This is a genomic window from Mesorhizobium sp. M0678, assembly GCF_040320505.1.
Lineage (GTDB): Bacteria > Pseudomonadota > Alphaproteobacteria > Rhizobiales > Rhizobiaceae > Mesorhizobium.
In genome coordinates this window covers 340,714-359,634 of the sequence record NZ_JAMYPT010000002.1, presented here as the reverse complement: position 1 = coordinate 359,634, position 18,921 = coordinate 340,714, and the positions used below count along the sequence as shown (strand labels likewise).

The 18,921-nt window shown below is 63.3% G+C and carries 10 protein-coding genes, 1 tRNA gene and 1 pseudogene; 6 read left to right on the top strand and 6 right to left on the bottom strand.

Features of this window, described 5'->3' with window-relative positions:
• Positions 1-13 precede the first annotated feature (13 nt).
• A complete protein-coding gene (locus tag NKI29_RS05145) occupies positions 14-2,518 on the top strand; it encodes an adenylate/guanylate cyclase domain-containing protein (RefSeq protein ID WP_352795621.1) in 2,505 nt (834 codons plus the stop codon).
• A 247-nt stretch (positions 2,519-2,765) separates the two neighbouring features.
• Here the strand turns inward: NKI29_RS05145 and NKI29_RS05140 are convergent, their stop codons facing one another.
• From NKI29_RS05140 to NKI29_RS05130, 3 genes are all read right to left on the bottom strand, one after another.
• Positions 2,766-4,262 (bottom strand): helicase HerA domain-containing protein, encoded by a 1,497-nt coding sequence (locus NKI29_RS05140; protein WP_352568365.1) that lies wholly within the window; start codon positions 4,260-4,262, stop codon positions 2,766-2,768.
• Positions 4,263-4,412: 150 nt separating this feature from the next.
• Entirely contained in the window at positions 4,413-6,521 is a 2,109-nt protein-coding gene (locus NKI29_RS05135; protein ID WP_502896637.1) for a PAS domain-containing hybrid sensor histidine kinase/response regulator, read from the bottom strand.
• 10 nt (positions 6,522-6,531) lie between these two features.
• The gene (locus NKI29_RS05130; RefSeq protein WP_352795710.1) at positions 6,532-12,243 is read right to left on the bottom strand and encodes a HAMP domain-containing protein; all 5,712 of its coding nucleotides are present in this window, start codon (positions 12,241-12,243) and stop codon (positions 6,532-6,534) included.
• Positions 12,244-12,529: 286 nt separating this feature from the next.
• Here NKI29_RS05130 and NKI29_RS05125 point away from each other — a divergent pair, with 286 nt between their 5' ends.
• Complete coding sequence (locus NKI29_RS05125) at positions 12,530-12,835, top strand: hypothetical protein (RefSeq protein WP_352623313.1); 306 nt, start codon at positions 12,530-12,532, stop codon at positions 12,833-12,835.
• A gap of 224 nt (positions 12,836-13,059) precedes the next feature.
• Here NKI29_RS05125 and NKI29_RS05120 read toward each other — a convergent pair.
• A tRNA-Ala gene (locus tag NKI29_RS05120) sits at positions 13,060-13,135 on the bottom strand.
• 163 nt (positions 13,136-13,298) lie between these two features.
• Entirely contained in the window at positions 13,299-13,688 is a 390-nt protein-coding gene (locus tag NKI29_RS05115) for a TIGR02300 family protein (RefSeq protein WP_023676282.1), read from the bottom strand.
• 194 nt (positions 13,689-13,882) lie between these two features.
• On the opposite strand from NKI29_RS05115, the gene aroA reads away from it, so the two are divergent.
• The 4 genes and pseudogenes from aroA to rpsA all read left to right on the top strand — a co-directional run bounded on the left by aroA (position 13,883) and on the right by rpsA (position 18,100).
• Complete coding sequence (aroA, locus tag NKI29_RS05110; protein WP_352625131.1) at positions 13,883-15,241, top strand: 3-phosphoshikimate 1-carboxyvinyltransferase; 1,359 nt, start codon at positions 13,883-13,885, stop codon at positions 15,239-15,241.
• Positions 15,238-15,516, top strand: a pseudogene (locus NKI29_RS05105) (DUF6881 domain-containing protein); the annotation flags it as partial. The gene aroA and the pseudogene NKI29_RS05105, both read left to right, overlap by 4 nt.
• A gap of 30 nt (positions 15,517-15,546) precedes the next feature.
• Entirely contained in the window at positions 15,547-16,197 is a 651-nt protein-coding gene (gene cmk, locus NKI29_RS05100) for a (d)CMP kinase (RefSeq protein ID WP_352625169.1), read from the top strand.
• A 205-nt stretch (positions 16,198-16,402) separates the two neighbouring features.
• Positions 16,403-18,100, top strand: a complete 1,698-nt coding sequence (gene rpsA / locus NKI29_RS05095) for a 30S ribosomal protein S1 (protein WP_023676278.1) — start codon at positions 16,403-16,405, stop codon at positions 18,098-18,100.
• A gap of 107 nt (positions 18,101-18,207) precedes the next feature.
• Here the strand turns inward: rpsA and NKI29_RS05090 are convergent, their stop codons facing one another.
• Entirely contained in the window at positions 18,208-18,915 is a 708-nt protein-coding gene (locus tag NKI29_RS05090; protein WP_352625129.1) for an SDR family NAD(P)-dependent oxidoreductase, read from the bottom strand.
• Between the last annotated feature and the right edge of the window lie 6 nt (positions 18,916-18,921).

Below are 18,921 nucleotides of genomic sequence, written 5' to 3'. Positions count from 1 at the left end.
GATGTCTAGTCTGATGCAGACCAGTGTGGCCGGACTGTTCCGACTCGCCGAGCTTGAACGCCTCGGCATACGCGGCCGGCTGTTGCTCGCCTTTTTCGGGATCAGCGCCCTTGCGGTGCTGGCAACCGCTGCGGCGCTTTATGCCTTCCTCCAGGTTGGCGACGTCGTGGACCGAATTACCACGGATCGAGTGCCGTCGGCGCTCGCCTCCCTCCAGCTGTCGCGCCAGGCCGAACGGGTCGCTGCTGCCGCGCCATCGGTGCTGGCAGCGACAAGCAAGGCTCAGCACAGCGAGGTCTCGGCTGCCGTCGCGCTCGAGATGTCCCGCCTCGAGGCCCTGCGCACGGACCTCCGGGATGCCACGTTGGGCACAGTGCCTTTGGCCGAGATCGAGGAAGCCGCGATTGTTCTGAGGCGCAACCTGAAGGAGCTCGACTCTCTTGTTGTCGCCCGGCTCGACGTGGTCGCCCGCAAGGAGGAGCTCCTGAACCGCCTCGCCGCGACGACGACCGGAAGCCAGCGCCTTGTGGCCACCGGCATCCTAGTAATGGATTCCAGGCTCCCGCAATGGCGGGCGGTCGCGGCCGACACGTCGCTGTCGCCCGATCGACGCGCAGCGGCGATGGCCGACCTGGTCCAGGCGATTGCGGCTTACATTCCCCAGCAGAAGGCGCAGCTGGAGATCTCGGCGGTCAACGACGCGCTGGTGAAGGTCGCGAACGCGCCGACGCCGGGCGACCTGGCGTTGATCCTTTTTCCGCTACGCCGTTCGCTCACTGCTCTTGAAAAGGTTTCCACGGAGATCGACGAAAAGCTGCGGACCCGCTTCCGGCAGCGTGTTGACGAGTTCAGGGGTTTGACCGACGGCGAGGACAGCATCCCCAAGGTGCGGGAGGACGAGTTTGCTGTCCTGGCACAGGGCGAAAGGCTTCTGGCCGAGAACAATCGACTGTCGCGCAATCTCACCGCTGGCGTCGATCGCCTGGTCGCCACGGCAGATCAGGAGATCGCTGCGTCCGGTCGCGAAGCCGCGCTCGTCCAGCGCTACGGCACCGCGGTTGTACTCGGCTCCGCCTTTCTCAGCCTCCTGAGTTCGGTTCTGGTTGTCTGGCTCTATGTCGACCGCAGCCTCCTCGCCCGACTGGGGGCCGTGAGCCAAGGCATGCTCGCGATTGCGGGGGGCAATCTTCGTGCGCCGCTGCCAGCCGCGGGCAGCGACGAAATCGGGCGCATGGCCGAAGCGCTGAGACTCTTCCGGGATACTGCTGTCGAGGTCGAGGAAAAGAACCTGCGCGACGTTGCGGAAGCTCGTCAGCGGCTCATCGATGCCATCGAAAGCATCTCCGAAGGATTCGCTCTGTACGACTGGGAGGACCGGCTCGTCCTCAGCAACAGCCGCTACCGCGAATTGCTCTACACCGGTCTGGAGACCGAACTGACGCCCGGCACGACATTCGAGCAAATCATTCGCCGATCCGCTGAGCGCGGCTACATCAGGGACGCCGAGGGGCGGGTCGAGGAGTGGGTCGCCGAGCGCCTCTCGCGGCACCGCAACCCTGGCGAACCTTGGGTGCAGAGGCGAGGCGACGGGCGATGGGTCATGGTCAGCGAGCGGCGGATCAGCGCCGGCGGCACGGTCGCCGTCTATTCGGACATCACTGAGCTGAAGCAAAGGGAGGAGAACCTCGCCGAGAAATCCGTGGTTCTGGAGGCGCTTTCCAGCAAGCTGGCGAAGTATCTGGCGCCCCAGGTGTATCGCTCGATATTCACCGGCCGCCAGGAGGTCAGGATCGCCAGCCAGCGGAAGAAACTGACAATATGCTTCTCCGATATCGCCGGCTTTACCGAGACCACTGACAAAATGGAATCCGAGGATCTCACCCAACTCCTCAATCACTATCTGACGGAAATGTCGAAAATTGCTTCGGATCACGGCGCGACGATCGACAAATATGTCGGCGACGCGATCCTGATGTTTTTCGGCGATCCCGAGACTCGCGGCGTCAAGGAGGACGCGCTGGCTTGCGCGCAGATGGCACTTGCAATGCAAAAGCGGATTAGCGAGCTTGCCGAAGTCTGGCGGGACATGGGGATCGAAACACCGCTGCGCTGTCGCATCGGCATCCATACCGACTACTGCACCGTCGGTAACTTCGGCAGCGAGGACCGGATGGACTACACGATAATCGGCGGCGCCGTGAATCTCGCCTCGCGCCTGGAGCAGGAGGCGCCGCCGGGGGCCATCCTCATTTCCTACGAGACGTTTGCGCAAGTGAAGGACGCAATCGACTGTGAGGAACTGGGGCAAGTCCAGGTCAAGGGGATCGCCTATCCCGTCGCCACCTACCGCGTCATCGATCTGAAGGCCAATCTGGCGGCCGCTCGTCGTGCTGTTCGAACCGAGCTGCCGCACTTCAGGTTGGAACTTGAACCGGAGCTGATGTCCCCTGACGAGCGTGGCGATGCCGCCAATGCACTTCGAGACGCGCTGGATCGGCTTCGTCACAAGCCTGGGTAGTAGGGCTTGGTCCACAACGACCCCTCCCAATGGACACAAGGAGTGGGATGTGGGACGCCGCTCATTGGCGCTATCGATGCGAAGGCCGCAGAACGGTCGCGGTCAGTCTTCGAACTCGGGCGGAACGTCCGCATCGGAGCCGAGACTTAACATTCACGGCATCACTGGCAAGGTCCGGATATGGCGCAAAACAGACTTAGCCCCTGCCTGATGAGCGGTGCTTTCTCAGTGTGAGTTCGTCCCCCCATCACACCAAACTCCCCTGCTCCGCCTCCTCCGCATTGGGATCCCCCGGTGCCGTTGCCCAGGCGAGCTCCACCAGCGTCACCGTCCGCCGGCCGGCTCCGTCGAGCTGGCATACGATCAGCCCCTGCTCCTCGATATAGGTCAGCAGGCGCCGGGCGCGGCGCAGCGAGTGCGAGCCGTAGGCGCGGGCGATTGCCGCGTCGCTCGGGCAGGGCCAGCCCTCCTTGGCGGCGCGAGCGATCATCATGAACACGCCTTGCATGTCCTCGGGCAGCAGCGAGGCGCGCGCCGAGACGTCCTGCCAGGCGTCGTCGCCCGCCATGTCGGAGCCGAGGCCGGCGCGGGCGCGGGTCAGCATGCGGCGGAACTCGGGCAGGTCCGGCACGACCGAGGCGAGGCCCTCGATGCGGCAGCGGACCACGAACTCCTGATAAAGCACGCCGATGACCCGGAAGCCGGCATCGGGTTGCGCCAGCACGGCGCGCAGCACCCGGTCGACGCGCTCGCGCCGCTCCGCCAAATCCTCGGCGCTGATTTGCGCCTCCGCTGCTTCCGGGCGGATTTCCAGCGCCGCCGACTTCGCCGCCATCAGCTGATCGAGTAGATCCGGCGACGAGCGGCGCTGCGGCCGGACGGTTTCCGGCGGCGGGGCCGCCAGGATGATCGCACGGGCATCCTCCAACGCCGATTCCGGCAGCGGCATCAGGCGCGGGGTCGCGTTGCGCGGGCTTGTATCTGTCGGGCCGATGCGCAAGCCGAGCGGACGGCGCGACAGCGCCGGGCCGAGCGCCATGAATTGCCCGCGCTCGAGGTCGCGAAAGGCCTCGGCCTGGCGCCGCTCCATGCCGAGAAGGTCGGCGGCGCGCGCCATGTCGATATCGAGAAAAGTCCGGCCCATGAGGAAATTGGAAGCCTCGGCGGCGACGTTCTTGGCAAGCTTGGCCAGCCGCTGGGTGGCGATGATCCCGGCCAGCCCGCGTTTGCGGCCACGGCACATCAGATTGGTCATGGCGCCGAGCGAGAGCTTGCGCGCCTCGTCCGAAACCTCGCCGGCGACGGCCGGCGCGAACAGCTGCGCCTCGTCCACCACCACCAGCATCGGGTACCAGTGGTCGCGGGCGACCTCGAAAAGCCCGCCGAGGAAGGCGGCGGCGCGCCGCATCTGGTTCTCGGCGTCGAGCCCCTCGAGATTGAGCACCGTGGAGACGCGGTGGATGCGCGCCCGCTCGCCGGCGCTCTGCAGGCCGCGCTCGGTATGCTCCTCGGCGTCGATCACCAGATGGCCAAAACGGTCGCCCAGCGTCACGAAGTCGCCTTCGGGGTCGATGATGGTCTGCTGCACCCAGGGCGCGCTCTGCTCCAAGAGCCGGCGCAGCAGGTGGGACTTGCCGGAGCCCGAATTGCCCTGCACCAGAAGCCGCGTCGCCAGCAGTTCCTCAAGATCCAGCGCCGCCGGGGCGCCTGCGCTCGTCTGGCCCATCTCGATCGCAACGGTCATGTCTCGACTCTCCTTGCGGAGAGGGCTTATCAACCGCATCACAGCCCGTCGAGCGCGCCATGGCCGGCGCTCCGTGTTGCGCACAGGCTGGATGTCGCGGACGATCGAGGATACGGAACGTACCGTTTCGATTCGATAAGGCTTGTCTCTTCAGGTCGAAAACCGGTACCCGCCTTTCACCGGCTGGGCCTGCCTGGCTTTCTGCGAGCCGGCGCGCGCGGCCGCCGCAAGAATGCTCTCCATCAGGTCCTTTTCGCGCAGCGGTTTGCCGAGCAGCGGCACGTCGGGGGGCCGGTCGGCGATCGCGTCGGCATCGGCATATCCCGTTATCATCACCGCCGGCCAATCGGACCGCAGATTCCGGGCGAACCGAATGACCTCCAGGCCCGAGACGAGCGGCATGGCAAAATCGGTGACGATGACATCGAAATCGTACGGCGCCCGCTCGATCATCGCCAGCGCTTCGGCACCGCCCCCGGCACAGGTAACCGCAAAGCCGTGTTGGCGAAGCGATTGCGCCGTCAGTTCCCGTAGTACATTGCTGTCGTCGATCAGCAGGACCGATGGATAGTCCTCGCCGGCATTCCCGACGCTGTCGTCGGCATCGGACTTCTCGGCGATTTCCACCGGGCGCTCGATTGAACGCGGCAGCCAGAGCTGGACGGATGTTCCACTGCCGACGGTGCTTTCAATGCGAAGCGTGCCGCCCGATTGCTTGACGAAACCATGCACCGTGCTCAGACCGAGGCCAGTGCCTTTGCCGACCGGTTTTGTGGTGAAGAACGGTTCTACGACCTTGGCGAGAATGTCAGCCGGTATGCCCGACCCCGTGTCCTTGACCGTGACCACGACATAGTCGCCCGCCGAAATATCCTCGGCTGCACTGCCTAGCGTTCGATTTTGCGCCTCCACGATTATCGTGCCGCCGGACGGCATGGCATCGCGCGCGTTGAAGACCAGGTTCATCAGCGCGAGCTCCAGCTGGCTGGCATCGACATGCGCCGGCCACACAGTGTCGTCGACAAGCCAATCGAAACGGATCAGGCCGCCCAGGACCGGGGCCACCAACCCGTTCATTGTATCGCCGAGCGCGGCGAGGCGCACGGCCTGCGGCCGCAGCGTCTGGCGGCGCGAGAAGGCAAGCATGCGGTTGACGAGCTCGGCGCCTTGTTTTGCCGACCGGCGTGTCAGTTCCAGAACCTGCCTGGTCTGTCCGTCGAACTCGGCATGGCGCTCGAGCAATCCCAATCCGCTGAGAATTGCGGCAAGCAGATTGTTGAAATCATGCGCCAGGCCGCCGGTAAGCTTGCCGATCGCGTCGAGGCGCTGCGACTGCAGCAGCTGGTCCTCAAGCTCGCGCCGCTCGGTAACGTCCAGCAATGTGCCGAGGATCTCGGGGTTCCGGCCGTCGGAGCCATTCGACAGGACGCCCTGGTCGAGAAAAATCCGGTAATTGCCGTCGGCGCATTGCCAGCGGAATTCGCAGGTGTAGGAGCCGGTGGCCTTGGCTGCGAGCAGGACCTCCCTCACTCTCGGCAGATCGTCGGGATGAACGCGGCTCAGGCCGAAGCCTGGATCGGCGGTCAGCCGTTCCGCAGGAAAGCCGGTCAGGCGTTCGACCCCTTCGGTGACAAAGCTGGCGCCGAACGGCGGCTCCGCCGCCCTTGCGTGGAAGCAGACCGGAAGAGAGCTCAAAATGGCATGCTGCCGCTCCTGTGCGCTGCGCAGCGCCCGCTCGGCCTCGAGCTTTTCCTTCTGCGCCTGCAGTGCCTGGGCCAGCAGCCGTTGCTCGGCAGCCGCCTTTTGCTGGATTTCGAGCGTCTTCTCATGAAGTTCGACGAACACGGCAACCTTGGAACGCAGCATGGCCGGGTCGAAAGGCTTGAACACGTAATCCACCGCGCCGGCGTCGTAGCCGCGCAGCATGTGCGCGTCTTCCTTGTTGATGGCGGTGAGAAAAATTATCGGCGTTCGCCTGGATTGCTCGCGCTGGCGGATCAATCCCGCGGTCTCGTAGCCATCCAGCCGGGGCATCAGCACGTCCAGCAGGATGACTGCGAAATCCTCCTTCAGCAGTGCGCGCAACGCCTCTTCGCCCGACTGCACGCAGACGACTTCACCGATAGGGGCCAGAACCTCGCCGATCGCCAGCAGATTGCGCTCGTCGTCATCCACGGCCAGGATGCGCGCCTTTGCCGGCCCCGCTGCCGGCGCCATGACCTCCAGCTTCCTTGCTCCGTTTCTCGACAGCTTCTGCATCGAGCGGCCGTCAGTTCACTGCCATGAGCGTCTTTTCCGGACCATGGACACGGGATCGCGAACGGCCGATCCAGACACGCAGCAATGCCAACAGCAGATCGAGGTCGACAGGCTTGGCGATGTAGTCGGAGGCGCCGGCGTCGAGGCACTTCTGCCGGTCGCCCTTCATTGCCTTGGCTGTGACCGAGATCAATGGGATATGGGCGATCGCCGGCATGCTGCGGATCTGCCGCATCGTCTCGTAGCCATCCATTTCCGGCATCATGATATCGATCAGTGCCGCATCGATGTCCGGGCTCTGCTCCAGAAGCGCGATACCTTCCCGGCCGCGCTCCGCATGCAGCACCTGGATGTCATAGGTCTCGAGAACGCTAGTAAGCGAATAGATGTTGCGGATGTCGTCGTCGACGATGAGGACCTTTGCGCCGGCGAGGTCGAATTTGTCCGGCTGTTCGGCTGCCGCACCATCGTTTTCGTGGCCTCGCCCGGGGAGTGTTGCCGACATCAGGAGAGCCAGCTGCGCGAAATTCTCCGCCCGCGGAACATCCGCCAATGCCGGATGCAAGGCGAGCGACTGTTGCAGCGCTTCCGGATGAGGCGCAAAGAACAGCAGTCGCGACACCGACTGCCCGAACAGGACGGCAATCTCATCCAGCATCTGGGCGTTGTCCTTGGCCGAGCGGCCAAAGCCGAGCACAACGGCATCATAGTTGGCGATGCCGATTTCGTCCGCATTCGCCGCGACGCGGCCGATCGCCGTAACCGAGGTGACGCCGTCGCGGATCGCCTCGATCAGCGAAAGGCGGCGCTCGGGATCGGGATCGGCAATCAGGACGCGGCTCTGGACGCGGAGCTTTCTGGAATGAATATCCTGGAAGACCTTCATCAGTTCGTCCGACGATACGGGCTTGGTTGAAATGCTGGATGCACCCTTGCGGGCAAGCACCTCGATGTCTTCGGCGCCCGAGATGACATGAACGGGAATGTCCTTGGTTTTCGGGTCATGGCGAAGCAGATCGAACAACACCCAGCCGTCGATATCCGATAGTCCGAGATCGAGCGTAATCGCGTCGGGAACCAGCTTGCGTGCCAAAGCCAGCGTGCCGGAGCCCGCGGTCGACAGGACGCCTTTCAGCCCGGCCGAACGTGCAAGGCCGAGCAGCAAACCGCCGAAGGTCGGGTCGTCCTCGACGGTCAGCACGACCCGATCTTCAGACGAGATCATGTCGCGGTCATCGAGCAATTCGGAGGACGGCGGGCTCGGCTGCGCTGTCGTCGCGGCCACCTCCATCGCCGGCAGCAACGCCGCTTGCGGGGCCAAGGCCATCCGGGGTCCGTCGAATGGAATGACCAGAGTGAACGTCGAACCCTTGCCCGGCGTGCTCTCGACCCGCAATTCGCCGCCGAGCAGCCGGGCAATCTCCCGGCTGATCGAGAGCCCAAGCCCGGTGCCGCCATATTTGCGGCTGGTGGTGCCGTCGGCCTGCTGGAAGGCCTCGAAAATCAGCTTCTGCTTGTCTTGCGGAATACCGATGCCGGTATCGCTGACCACGATCGCGAGCGCCTCCATCGGTTGCGCCGAGCCGTTGTGACGGCCCGTCGTTTCGGCCCGGAAATTCAAGCGGACCTCGCCTTGCGAGGTGAACTTGAACGCGTTCGACAAAAGGTTGAGCACGATTTGCTGCAACCGCTTCTCGTCGGTGCGGACGGTCTCCGGCAGCTCGGGGTCGACATTGATGGTGAAGCCAAGTCCCTTGTCGGTCGCCAGCTGCCGGAAGGTTCGCTCCATATGCTGGCGAAGATGCACCACGGGCATATCGTTGATATCGATCGAGACGGTGCCCGATTCGATCTTCGACAGGTCGAGGATGTCGTTGATGAGGCTCAAGAGGTCGGTGCCGGCCGAATTGATGGTGCGCGCGAACTCGACCTGCTTGTCGTTGAGATTGCCCTGCTGGTTGGTTGCGAGCAGGTTTGAAAGGATGAGCAGCGAGTTCAGCGGCGTGCGCAGTTCGTGGCTCATATTGGCGAGGAATTCCGACTTGTATTTCGAGGTAAGCGCCAGCTGCTCGGCCTTCTCCTCCAGCGCCCGCCGCGCCATCTCGATTTCCAGGTTCTTGTTCTCCACCTGCTTCTTTTCGTTCTCGAGCAGCTGCGCCTTTTCCTGCAGCTCCTCATTGGTGGCGTGCAGCTCCTCCTGCTTCTTGGTCAGTTCGGTCTGACGCGCCTGCAATTCCGAGGTCAGCAGCTGCGACTGCTTGAGCAGGCTTTCGGTGCGCATGGTGGCGGCGATGGTGTTGAGAACGATGCCGACGGATTCCATCAGCTGGTTGAGGAACGACTGGTGCGTGTCGCGGAATTCGCTGAACGAGGCGAGTTCGATGACGGCCTTCACCTCGTCTTCGAACAGAGCCGGAAGAATGATCACGTTCGCCGGCGCGGCATTGCCAAGGCCGGAGGTAACGCGCAGGAAATTCGGCGGCACATTGTCCAGCATGATGGCGCGCTTGTCGGCGGCACTCTGCCCGACAAGGCCTTCGCGCAGATCGAGGCGTTGCTTGATCTCCGCCTTGCTTTCGGCGCCATAGGAGGCGGCGAGCTCCAGATAGAATTCATCCTCGTCGCGGTTGGTCACGTAGAACACGCCATATTGCGCATTCACCAGCGGGGCGAGTTCGGACATGATGAGGCGCGAGATCGTGGCCAGGTCGCGCTCGCCCTGCAGCATGCGCGAGAAGCGGGCGAGATTGGTCTTCAGCCAGTCCTGCTCGGCATTCTTCAGCGTCTGGTCCTTCAAATTGCGGATCATCTCGTTGATGTTGTCTTTCAGCGCCGCCACCTCGCCGGAGGCCTGGACGCTGATCGAGCGGGTCAGATCGCCCTTGGTCACCGCCGTCGACACCTCGGCGATGGCGCGCACCTGGGTGGTCAGGTTGGCCGCCAGCTGATTGACGTTGTCGGTCAGGTCACGCCAAAGGCCGGCAGCGCCGGGCACCCGGGCCTGGCCGCCGAGCTTGCCTTCGATGCCCACCTCGCGGGCGACGTTGGTCACCTGGTCGGCGAAGGTCGCCAGCGTCTCGATCATGCCGTTGATGGTGTCGGCGAGCGAAGCGATCTCGCCCTTGGCGTCGACCGTCAGCTTGCGCTTGAGATTGCCTTGCGCGACCGCGGTCACGACATCGGCGATGCCGCGCACCTGGTTGGTCAGGTTCGTCGCCATTAGATTGACGTTGTCGGTCAGGTCCTTCCAGGTGCCGGCAACGCCCTCGACCCGCGCCTGGCCGCCGAGCTTGCCCTCGGTGCCGACCTCGCGGGCGACACGCGTCACTTCGCCGGCAAAGGAGTTCAGCTGGTCGACCATGGTGTTGATCGTCGATTTCAGCTCCAGGATCTCGCCCTTGACGTCGACGGTGATCTTCTTCGACAGGTCGCCGCGCGCCACAGCGGTGGTCACCTCGGCGATGTTGCGGACCTGGCCGGTCAGGTTCTCGGCCATCGAATTCACATTGTCGGTCAGATCCTTCCAGGTGCCGGCAACGCCGCGCACCTGCGCCTGGCCGCCGAGCTTGCCTTCGGTGCCGACCTCGCGCGCAACGCGCGTCACCTCCGAGGCAAAGGAATTCAGCTGGTCGACCATCGTATTGATGGTGTCCTTGAGCTCGAGGATCTCGCCGCGCACATCGACCGTGATCTTCTTCGACAGGTCGCCCAGCGCCACTGCCGTCGTCACCTCGGCGATGTTGCGCACCTGGCCGGTCAGGTTGGCAGCCATCGCATTGACATTGTCGGTCAAGTCTTTCCAGGTGCCGGCAACGCCGCGCACCTGCGCCTGGCCGCCGAGCTTGCCGTCCGAACCGACCTCGCGCGCCACGCGCGTCACCTCGGAGGCGAAGGAATTCAGCTGGTCGACCATCGTGTTGATGACGTCCTTGATCTGCAGGATCTCGCCCAGCGCATCGACGGTGATCTTCTGGGTCAAATCGCCGGTCGCAATTGCCGTCGCCACCTTGGAGACGTCGCGCAACTGCACGGTCAGATTGCCGGCCATGGCGTTGACGTTGTCGGTCAGATCCTTCCAGGTGCCGCCGACACCCTCGACATGCGCCTGGCCGCCGAGCTTGCCTTCCGACCCCACTTCGCGCGCCACACGCGTCACTTCCGAGGCGAAGGAATTAAGCTGGTCGACCATCGTGTTGACGGTATCCTTGAGCTCCAGGATTTCGCCCTTGACGTCGACGGTGATCTTCTTCGACAGGTCGCCGCGGGCAACGGCGGTCGTCACCTCGGCGATGTTGCGGACCTGGCCGGTCAGATTGGCGGCCATCAGGTTGACGTTATCGGTCAGGTCTTTCCAGGTGCCGCCGACCCCTTTCACCTCGGCCTGGCCGCCGAGCTTGCCTTCGGTTCCGACCTCGCGCGCCACACGCGTCACTTCCGAAGCGAAGGAATTGAGCTGGTCGACCATCGTGTTGATGGTGTCCTTGAGCTCGAGGATTTCGCCTTGCACGGCGACAGTGATCTTCTTCGACAGGTCGCCCGAAGCGACCGCAGTCGTCACCTCGGCGATGTTGCGCACCTGGCCGGTCAGGTTCTCGGCCATCGAATTGACGTTGTCGGTCAGGTCCTTCCAGGTGCCGGCAACGCCGCGCACCTGAGCCTGGCCGCCGAGCTTGCCCTCGGTGCCGACCTCGCGGGCGACGCGCGTCACCTCGCCGGCAAATGAATTCAGCTGGTCGACCATGGTGTTGATAGTCGATTTCAGCTCGAGGATCTCGCCCTTGACGTCGACGGTGATCTTCTTCGACAGGTCGCCCAGCGCCACAGCCGTCGTCACCTCGGCTATATTGCGCACCTGGCCGGTCAGGTTCTCGGCCATCAGGTTGACGTTGTCGGTCAGGTCCTTCCAGGTGCCGCCGACACCTTCGACGCGCGCCTGGCCGCCGAGCTTGCCTTCTGTACCGACTTCGCGCGCGACGCGCGTCACTTCCGAGGCGAAGGAATTGAGCTGGTCGACCATCGTGTTGATGGTGTTCTTGAGTTCGAGGATTTCGCCTTTCACGTCGACGGTAATCTTCTTCGACAGGTCGCCGGAAGCGACGGCGGTCGTCACCTCGGCGATGTTGCGCACCTGCCCGGTCAGGTTCGTCGCCATCGCGTTGACGTTGTCGGTCAGGTCCTTCCAGGTCCCGGCCACACCTTTCACGCGGGCCTGGCCGCCGAGCTTGCCTTCGGTGCCGACCTCGCGCGCCACGCGCGTCACTTCCGAGGCGAAGGAGGCCAGTTGCCCGACCATGGTGTTGACGATCTTGCCGATTCGCAGAAACTCGCCGCGCAGCTGCCGGCCGTCGATTTCGACCATCATCGTCTGCGACAGGTCACCCTTGGCCACCGCGCCGATGACGCGCGCCACTTCGGCCGTCGGCTGAACCATGTCCTCGATCAGATCGTTGACGGAACGGACGCTCGATTCCCAGCTGCCGGTGGCGTTGCGGACACGGCCGCGTTCGCCGATCCGGCCATCCTTGCCGACGACCTTGCTGAGGCGTTCGAACTCGCGCGTGACCTGATCGTTGAGTTCTACGATTTCGTTGAAGGTGTCGGCGATCTCGGAATCAAGGCCGGCGTAGACATTGTCGATACGAACGGAGAAATCACCGCTCCGAAAAGCCTTCAGCGCGTTCAGTATTTGACGGTGGTCCAATTGCCTTGTGGATGCAAGCACGCTCACAGCGCCCCTCCCAGCTCACGGATTTCTTGAATGTCCTGGTGAAACTGTCCCCTGCGGCCGACACAACTCCCCGCAAGCGCAAGAACGCGGCATGCTCGATTTGGTTCCAGACGAAATTGCCGCTATGCGGCAGGAATTTCGCAGCCGCATTCACGAAACGACGAGCAACAAAGATCCATAATGATGTATCGATCAATATTTCTGCCCAACGGAACATCTCGAAAAAACTCTCGTTGGTATAGATCGCGATAGAGCGATGCAACTCGATGGAGACACTAAGATGATGAAAATTCTCTCTGCATCCCTACTTGCTATCGGCCTGGCCACATCTGCCATGGCACAATCCATGGACTCCGGGACCGGTAGCGCCGATGGCAATACCGGCGTCAACACAGGCACTTCCGGCGGCAACACCGGGACCGGCAGCGCAGCTACCCCGAACACGATCGATCCGAACGCAACGAACTCTACCACGCCGCAGACAAACGGTATGGAGGACCGCTGCAAGGATACGGCGGGCATCGATACCGACAACAACACCCCCAGCGGCGCTATGACGTCGGATATGCAGAACTGCAACAAGTAACGGAGTTTTGCGCAGCGATCATTTCAGCCCGCTGCCTGGTCGAGTCCCGGTGCTCGCGGTTCAAACCACAGCCAGAAAAATGCACAGACCGGGCACGGGCTCACTACTTCTGAATGGATCGGCGAGCCCAAGTAGGGCGGCCGATTACACTAGTCTCAGCTAGGTTCTGCGACGGCCAGCCCGGACGGGCGGGCGGCCGTTCTGCTGATTTTCGCGGAGAGAACTGGTGGAGCCAATCGGAATCGAACCGACGACCTCTTGAATGCCATTCAAGCGCTCTCCCAACTGAGCTATGGCCCCACTCCGGCAGTTCACCGGCGCCGTTTCCGGCGAAGAGATCCGGCGCGGGTTCTAGACCGCGCCGTTAGTGATGGCGGCTTCTAACCCCGCCCTCAGTCAATATCAAGCCTTCAAGAACCGCTTTTTCTAGGCAGCGCCGCGAAAGCCGGCGAATGCGGTTCGCTCAGACTTCGTCGTCGTCTTCGCCGACGCCGATCATGTCGGCAACGTCGTCGTCTTCTTCCTCCTCGTCGGCGAGGAACGTGTCATCCTCGTCATCGCCAAGGTCAACGTCGTCTTCGTCATCGCCGAGATCGGGAAGCTCGTCGGCCTTCGCGTCCTCGTCCGCCTCTTCGAGCGAGACGACCTCGACGCCCTCTTCCTCCTCGGCGTCCACTTCCTTCTCGGCAACTTCCTCTTCCTCCTCGAGGGCGGCGATCTTGCCTTCCTCGAAATAGGAGCGCGGATAGCTCTTGCCCGTGTAAGGCGAGACGATCGGGTCCTTGTTCAAGTCATAGAATTTTCGACCTGTCTCCGGGTCGATGCGTTTGGTGCCAAGTTCGGGTTTTGCCACAGCAAGCCTCGTCGATAAAGTTTGGTCCCCTTAACCAGAGTTTACGGCGCTGTCAAAGCGAAAAGCCGGCGTCCCAAAAAGCTTGAATTCGAAGGCCTTCATACCAAGGGGATGACCATTTCGGTACGCCATGATAGGAGACCCCCGCAAACCAGCAGAAAATGGCCGGCCGCCGGCGTTTCCAGGAAAGAACCATGTCGCACACTGCCGCCCCGAAGCAGGCCACCGCCCGCAAATCATCTGGCCTTTCAGGCGCGGCACGGGTGCCGGGCGACAAGTCGATCTCGCACCGCTCGTTCATGTTCGGTGGCCTGGCCTCCGGCGAAACCCGCATCACCGGGCTGCTGGAAGGCGAGGACGTGATGCGTACGGGCGCTGCCATGAAGGCGATGGGCGCTCATATCGAGAAGCATGGCGCTGAGTGGGTGATCCGCGGTACCGGCAACGGCGCGCTGCTGCAGCCGGAAGGCGCGCTCGACTTCGGCAATGCCGGCACCGGCTCACGCCTCACCATGGGCCTGGTCGGCACCTATGACATGGAAACCACCTTCATCGGCGACGCCTCGCTGTCGGGCCGGCCGATGGGCCGCGTGCTCGAACCGCTTCGCCAGATGGGCGTGCAGGTGCTGAAGGCGACGCCCGGCGACCGCATGCCGATCACGATGCACGGGCCCAAGCACGCCGCGCCGATCACCTACCGCGTGCCGATGGCATCGGCGCAAGTCAAGTCGGCGGTGCTGCTGGCTGGGCTGAACACGCCGGGCATCACCACCGTCATCGAGCCGGTTATGACGCGCGACCACACCGAAAAGATGCTCAAGGGGTTCGGCGCCAATCTGTCGGTCGAGACCGACGAGCGCGGCGTGCGCCACATTTTCATCGAAGGCCAGGGCAAGCTCACCGGCCAGACGATCGCGGTGCCTGGCGACCCCTCCTCGGCCGGCTTTCCGCTGGTGGCGGCGCTGATCGTGCCGGGTTCGGACATTACCATCGAAAACGTGCTGATGAACCCGACCCGCACAGGCCTTCTGCTGACGCTGCAGGAAATGGGCGCCCGGATCGACATTCTCGAGCGCCGCAATGAAGGCGGCGAAGACGTCGCCGACCTGCGCGTGCGTTACTCCGAGCTGAAAGGCGTCACCGTGCCGCCCGAACGGGCGCCGACCATGATCGACGAGTATCCGGTGCTTGCCGTGGCGGCGAGCTTCGCCGAGGGCGAGACGCTGATGCTCGGGCTGGAAGAGCTGCGCGTGAAGGAATCCGACCGGCTGTCGGCAGTGGCCGAAGGGCTGAAGCTCAACGGCGTGGACTGCAGCGAAGGCGAGGCCTCGCTTGTCGTGCGCGGAAAACCCGGCGGCAAGGGCCTCGGCCAGCATCCCAACGGACAGGGCACCATCGTCCAGACCCATCTCGATCACCGCATCGCCATGAGTTTTCTGGTGATGGGGCTGGCGACGGAAAAGCCCGTGACCATCGACGACCAGGCGATGATCGCGACGAGTTTTCCGGAGTTCATGGGCCTGATGAAGGGGCTCGGTGCGGAGATTGAATGAAATATGTCTGCGTACATTGGAAGCACGAGCGGCCGGAGCAACCATCTCATCTCTGGTATGAGATTGCCGACGACAACTATCAGTCGAGAACAATAGAGTTCTATCGGGACGGTTCAGTCGGTTTTGCGTCACGTGGCGTCGCGCCAGATGGATCAGAGGACCTCGAAGTTGGCGGGACAACGAACTCAGACCAACCTTTTCCGGACCTCGACGAGATCAACGCTGATCCTGTATTTGAGGCGGTGGAAGTCACGGCGGCAGAGTTTGAAAAGCGTTGGCAGCAGGCGCTTGCCTCGCGACGGCATATGACGGCGTCCTTCACCATCGCCATCGACGGACCTGCCGGTGCCGGCAAAGGCACCCTTGCCCGGCGGCTGGCCGATCACTATCGGCTGAACCTGCTCGACACCGGCCTTACCTATCGCGCGGTGGCGCATGCGCTGCTCCGGCTCGGCCTGCCGCTCGACAATGTCTCGGCCGCTGAAACCGCGGCTCGTCAGGTCGATCTGGCAAAGCTCGACCGCGCCGTGCTTTCGGCACACGCGGTCGGCGAGGCGGCTTCGAAAGTGGCTGTCATCCCGTCGGTCCGGCGCATACTGGTCGACAAGCAGCGCGACTTTGCAAAAACCCCGCCGGGTGCGGTGCTCGACGGCCGCGACATCGGCACCGTCGTCTGTCCCGATGCCGACGTAAAACTCTATGTCACGGCCAGCGCCGAGGTGCGGGCAAAGCGGCGGCTGGACGAAATCGAGAGCATCGGCGGCACTGCCAATTTCGATGAAATCCTTGCCGATATCGTGCGCCGCGACGAGCGCGACATGGGCCGCATGGACTCGCCCTTGAAGCCGGCGGCCGATGCGCACTTGCTCGACACGTCGGAAATGGCTATAGAGGCCGCGTTTCTGGCAGCTCAGGTGATCATCGACAACGTCCTGGCCAAGAGAAACGAAGCCTGAGCCGGGTTTTCCTGCCGCCGCCGATTGCCGGCGACAACAAGAATTCCCATATCGGGTATGAACCAGCCTGCCAGCATTCTTCATGCGCCGGAATTGCCGCTCAAGGGCGGCCAAGGGCTTTTTGCCCGGAACGCCGGCAGGCCAACGCAACGCTAACCCACGGCGCCCGCCCCGCGACAGATTGCGGGGCATTCCAGGAGAAACTATGTCAGTTGCAAATCCCACTCGCGATGATTTCGCGAGCCTGCTCGAAGAATCATTTTCCGCCGGCCATTCCGGCGAAGGCCAGGTCGTCAAGGGCATCATCACTGCCATTGAAAAGGACATGGCCATCATCGACGTCGGCCTCAAGGTCGAAGGCCGCGTGCCGCTGAAGGAATTCGGCGTCAAGGGCAAGGACACGACGCTCAAGGTCGGCGACACGGTCGAGGTCTATGTCGAGCGTATCGAGAACGCGCTTGGCGAAGCCATGCTGTCGCGCGAAAAGGCCCGCCGCGAAGAGAGCTGGGTCCGTCTCGAAGAGAAGTTCACCAAGGGCGAACGCGTCGAAGGCGTCATCTTCAACCAGGTCAAGGGCGGCTTCACCGTCGACCTCGACGGCGCCGTGGCTTTCCTGCCGCGGAGCCAGGTCGATATCCGCCCGATCCGCGACGTCTCGCCGCTGATGCACAACCCGCAGCCCTTCGAGATCCTAAAGATGGATCGCCGCCGCGGCAACATCGTGGTGTCGCGCCGCACCGTGCTTGAGGAAAGCCGCGCCGAACAGCGTTCGGAAATCGTGCAGAATCTCGAAGAAGGCCAGGTGGTCGAAGGCGTCGTCAAGAACATCACCGACTATGGTGCGTTCGTCGACCTCGGCGGCATCGACGGCCTGCTGCACGTCACCGACATGGCCTGGCGCCGTGTCAACCATCCGACCGAAATCCTCAACATCGGCCAGACGGTCAAGGTGCAGATCATCCGCATCAACCAGGAAACCCACCGCATCTCGCTCGGCATGAAGCAGCTCGAGAGCGACCCGTGGTCCGAGATCGGCACCAAGTTCCCGATCGGCAAGAAGATCAAGGGTACCGTCACCAACATCACCGACTACGGCGCGTTCGTCGAGCTGGAGCCGGGCATCGAAGGCCTCATCCACGTTTCGGAAATGTCGTGGACCAAGAAGAACGTGCATCCCGGCAAGATCTTGTCGACGACGCAGGAAGTCGACGTGGTGGTGCTCGAAGTCGATCCGGCCAAGCGCCGTATCTCGCTCGGCCTCAAGCAGACGCTGGAGAACCCGTGGGAGGCCTTCGCGCGCAGCCATCCGGTCGGCAGCCAGGTCGAGGGCGAGGTCAAGAACAAGACCGAGTTCGGCCTGTTCATCGGCCTCGAAGGCGACGTCGACGGCATGGTCCACCTTTCCGACCTCGACTGGACCCGTCCGGGCGAGCAGGTGATCGAAGAGTACAATCGCGGTGACATGGTCAAGGCGCAGGTGCTCGACGTCGACATAGACAAGGAGCGCATCTCGCTCGGCATCAAGCAGCTGGCCAAGGACACGGTCGGCGAAGCAGCGACGTCAGGCGAACTGCGCAAGAACGCAGTCGTCACCTGCGAGGTTATCGGCGTGAAGGATGGCGGTCTGGAAGTGCGGCTGGTCGACAGCGGCATCGAGACCTTCATCAAGCGCTCCGATCTCAGCCGTGACCGCGACGAGCAGCGCCCCGAGCGCTTCACCGTCGGCCAGAAGGTCGACGCCCGCGTCATCGCCTTCGACAAGAAGACCCGCAAGCTGCAGGTCTCGATCAAGGCGCTGGAAATCGCCGAAGAGAAGGAAGCGGTCGCCCAATACGGTTCGACCGACTCCGGCGCTTCGCTGGGCGACATCCTTGGCGCCGCGCTGAAGAAGCAGGGCAGCTAAGCCAACACCGCGCCTCGCGCGGGTTATAAACGAAACAAAAAAAGCCCCGCCGGAACGATCCGGCGGGGCTTTTGCTTGTGACCTTTTGCTTGTGACGAGCCGCAGGCTCAGGCCCGGCCGTAGAGTGGCACCAGCGTGCCGCTGATCGCCATGTTGGCCGGCGAGGCGAGATAGGCAATGGCCTCGGCGGCCGCTTCAAGGCTGACCCATCTGCTGAAATCTGCGTTCGGCATGTCAGCCCGGTTGGCCGGCGTGTCAAGCGTCGAGGGCGCCACGGCGTTGACCAGGATGCCGTTGCCCTTCAGCTCTTCGGCCATCGCCACAGTCATCGCGGCGACTGCCGCCTTGGCGGCGGCGTAGGCCACCTTGCCGGAGCCGCGCCGCGGATCGAGCCCGGCTCGCGCGGTGACATTGACGATGCGGCCCGGCACGGAAGATCCCAGCATCGAGCGTATCGCCGCGCGGCAGCACAGAAAGGTGGTGCGGGCATTGGTGTCCATCATCTCGGCGAAGGAGGCGGGTTCGATCTTCTCGACCGGCGCCGCGGTGAAGCCGCCGGCAAGATGCACCGATGCCCATAAATCTGGAACGCTGGCATAGAAGGCGTCGACCTTGGCAGGGTCGGCAAGGTCGACATTGTGCGCCAGCCTGACGCGGTCATGCGCCGGAAAGGGAAAATGCGCAGGCGCGGCAGCGTGGGCATTGGGCACATGGCAGATCGCGCCCTGCTCCAGCAGTTTTCCTACGACCGCGCCGCCAAGGGCACCGGTGCCGCCGGTCACCACGATATGTCTGCCGTCCAGTGTTTCCGTCATATTCGA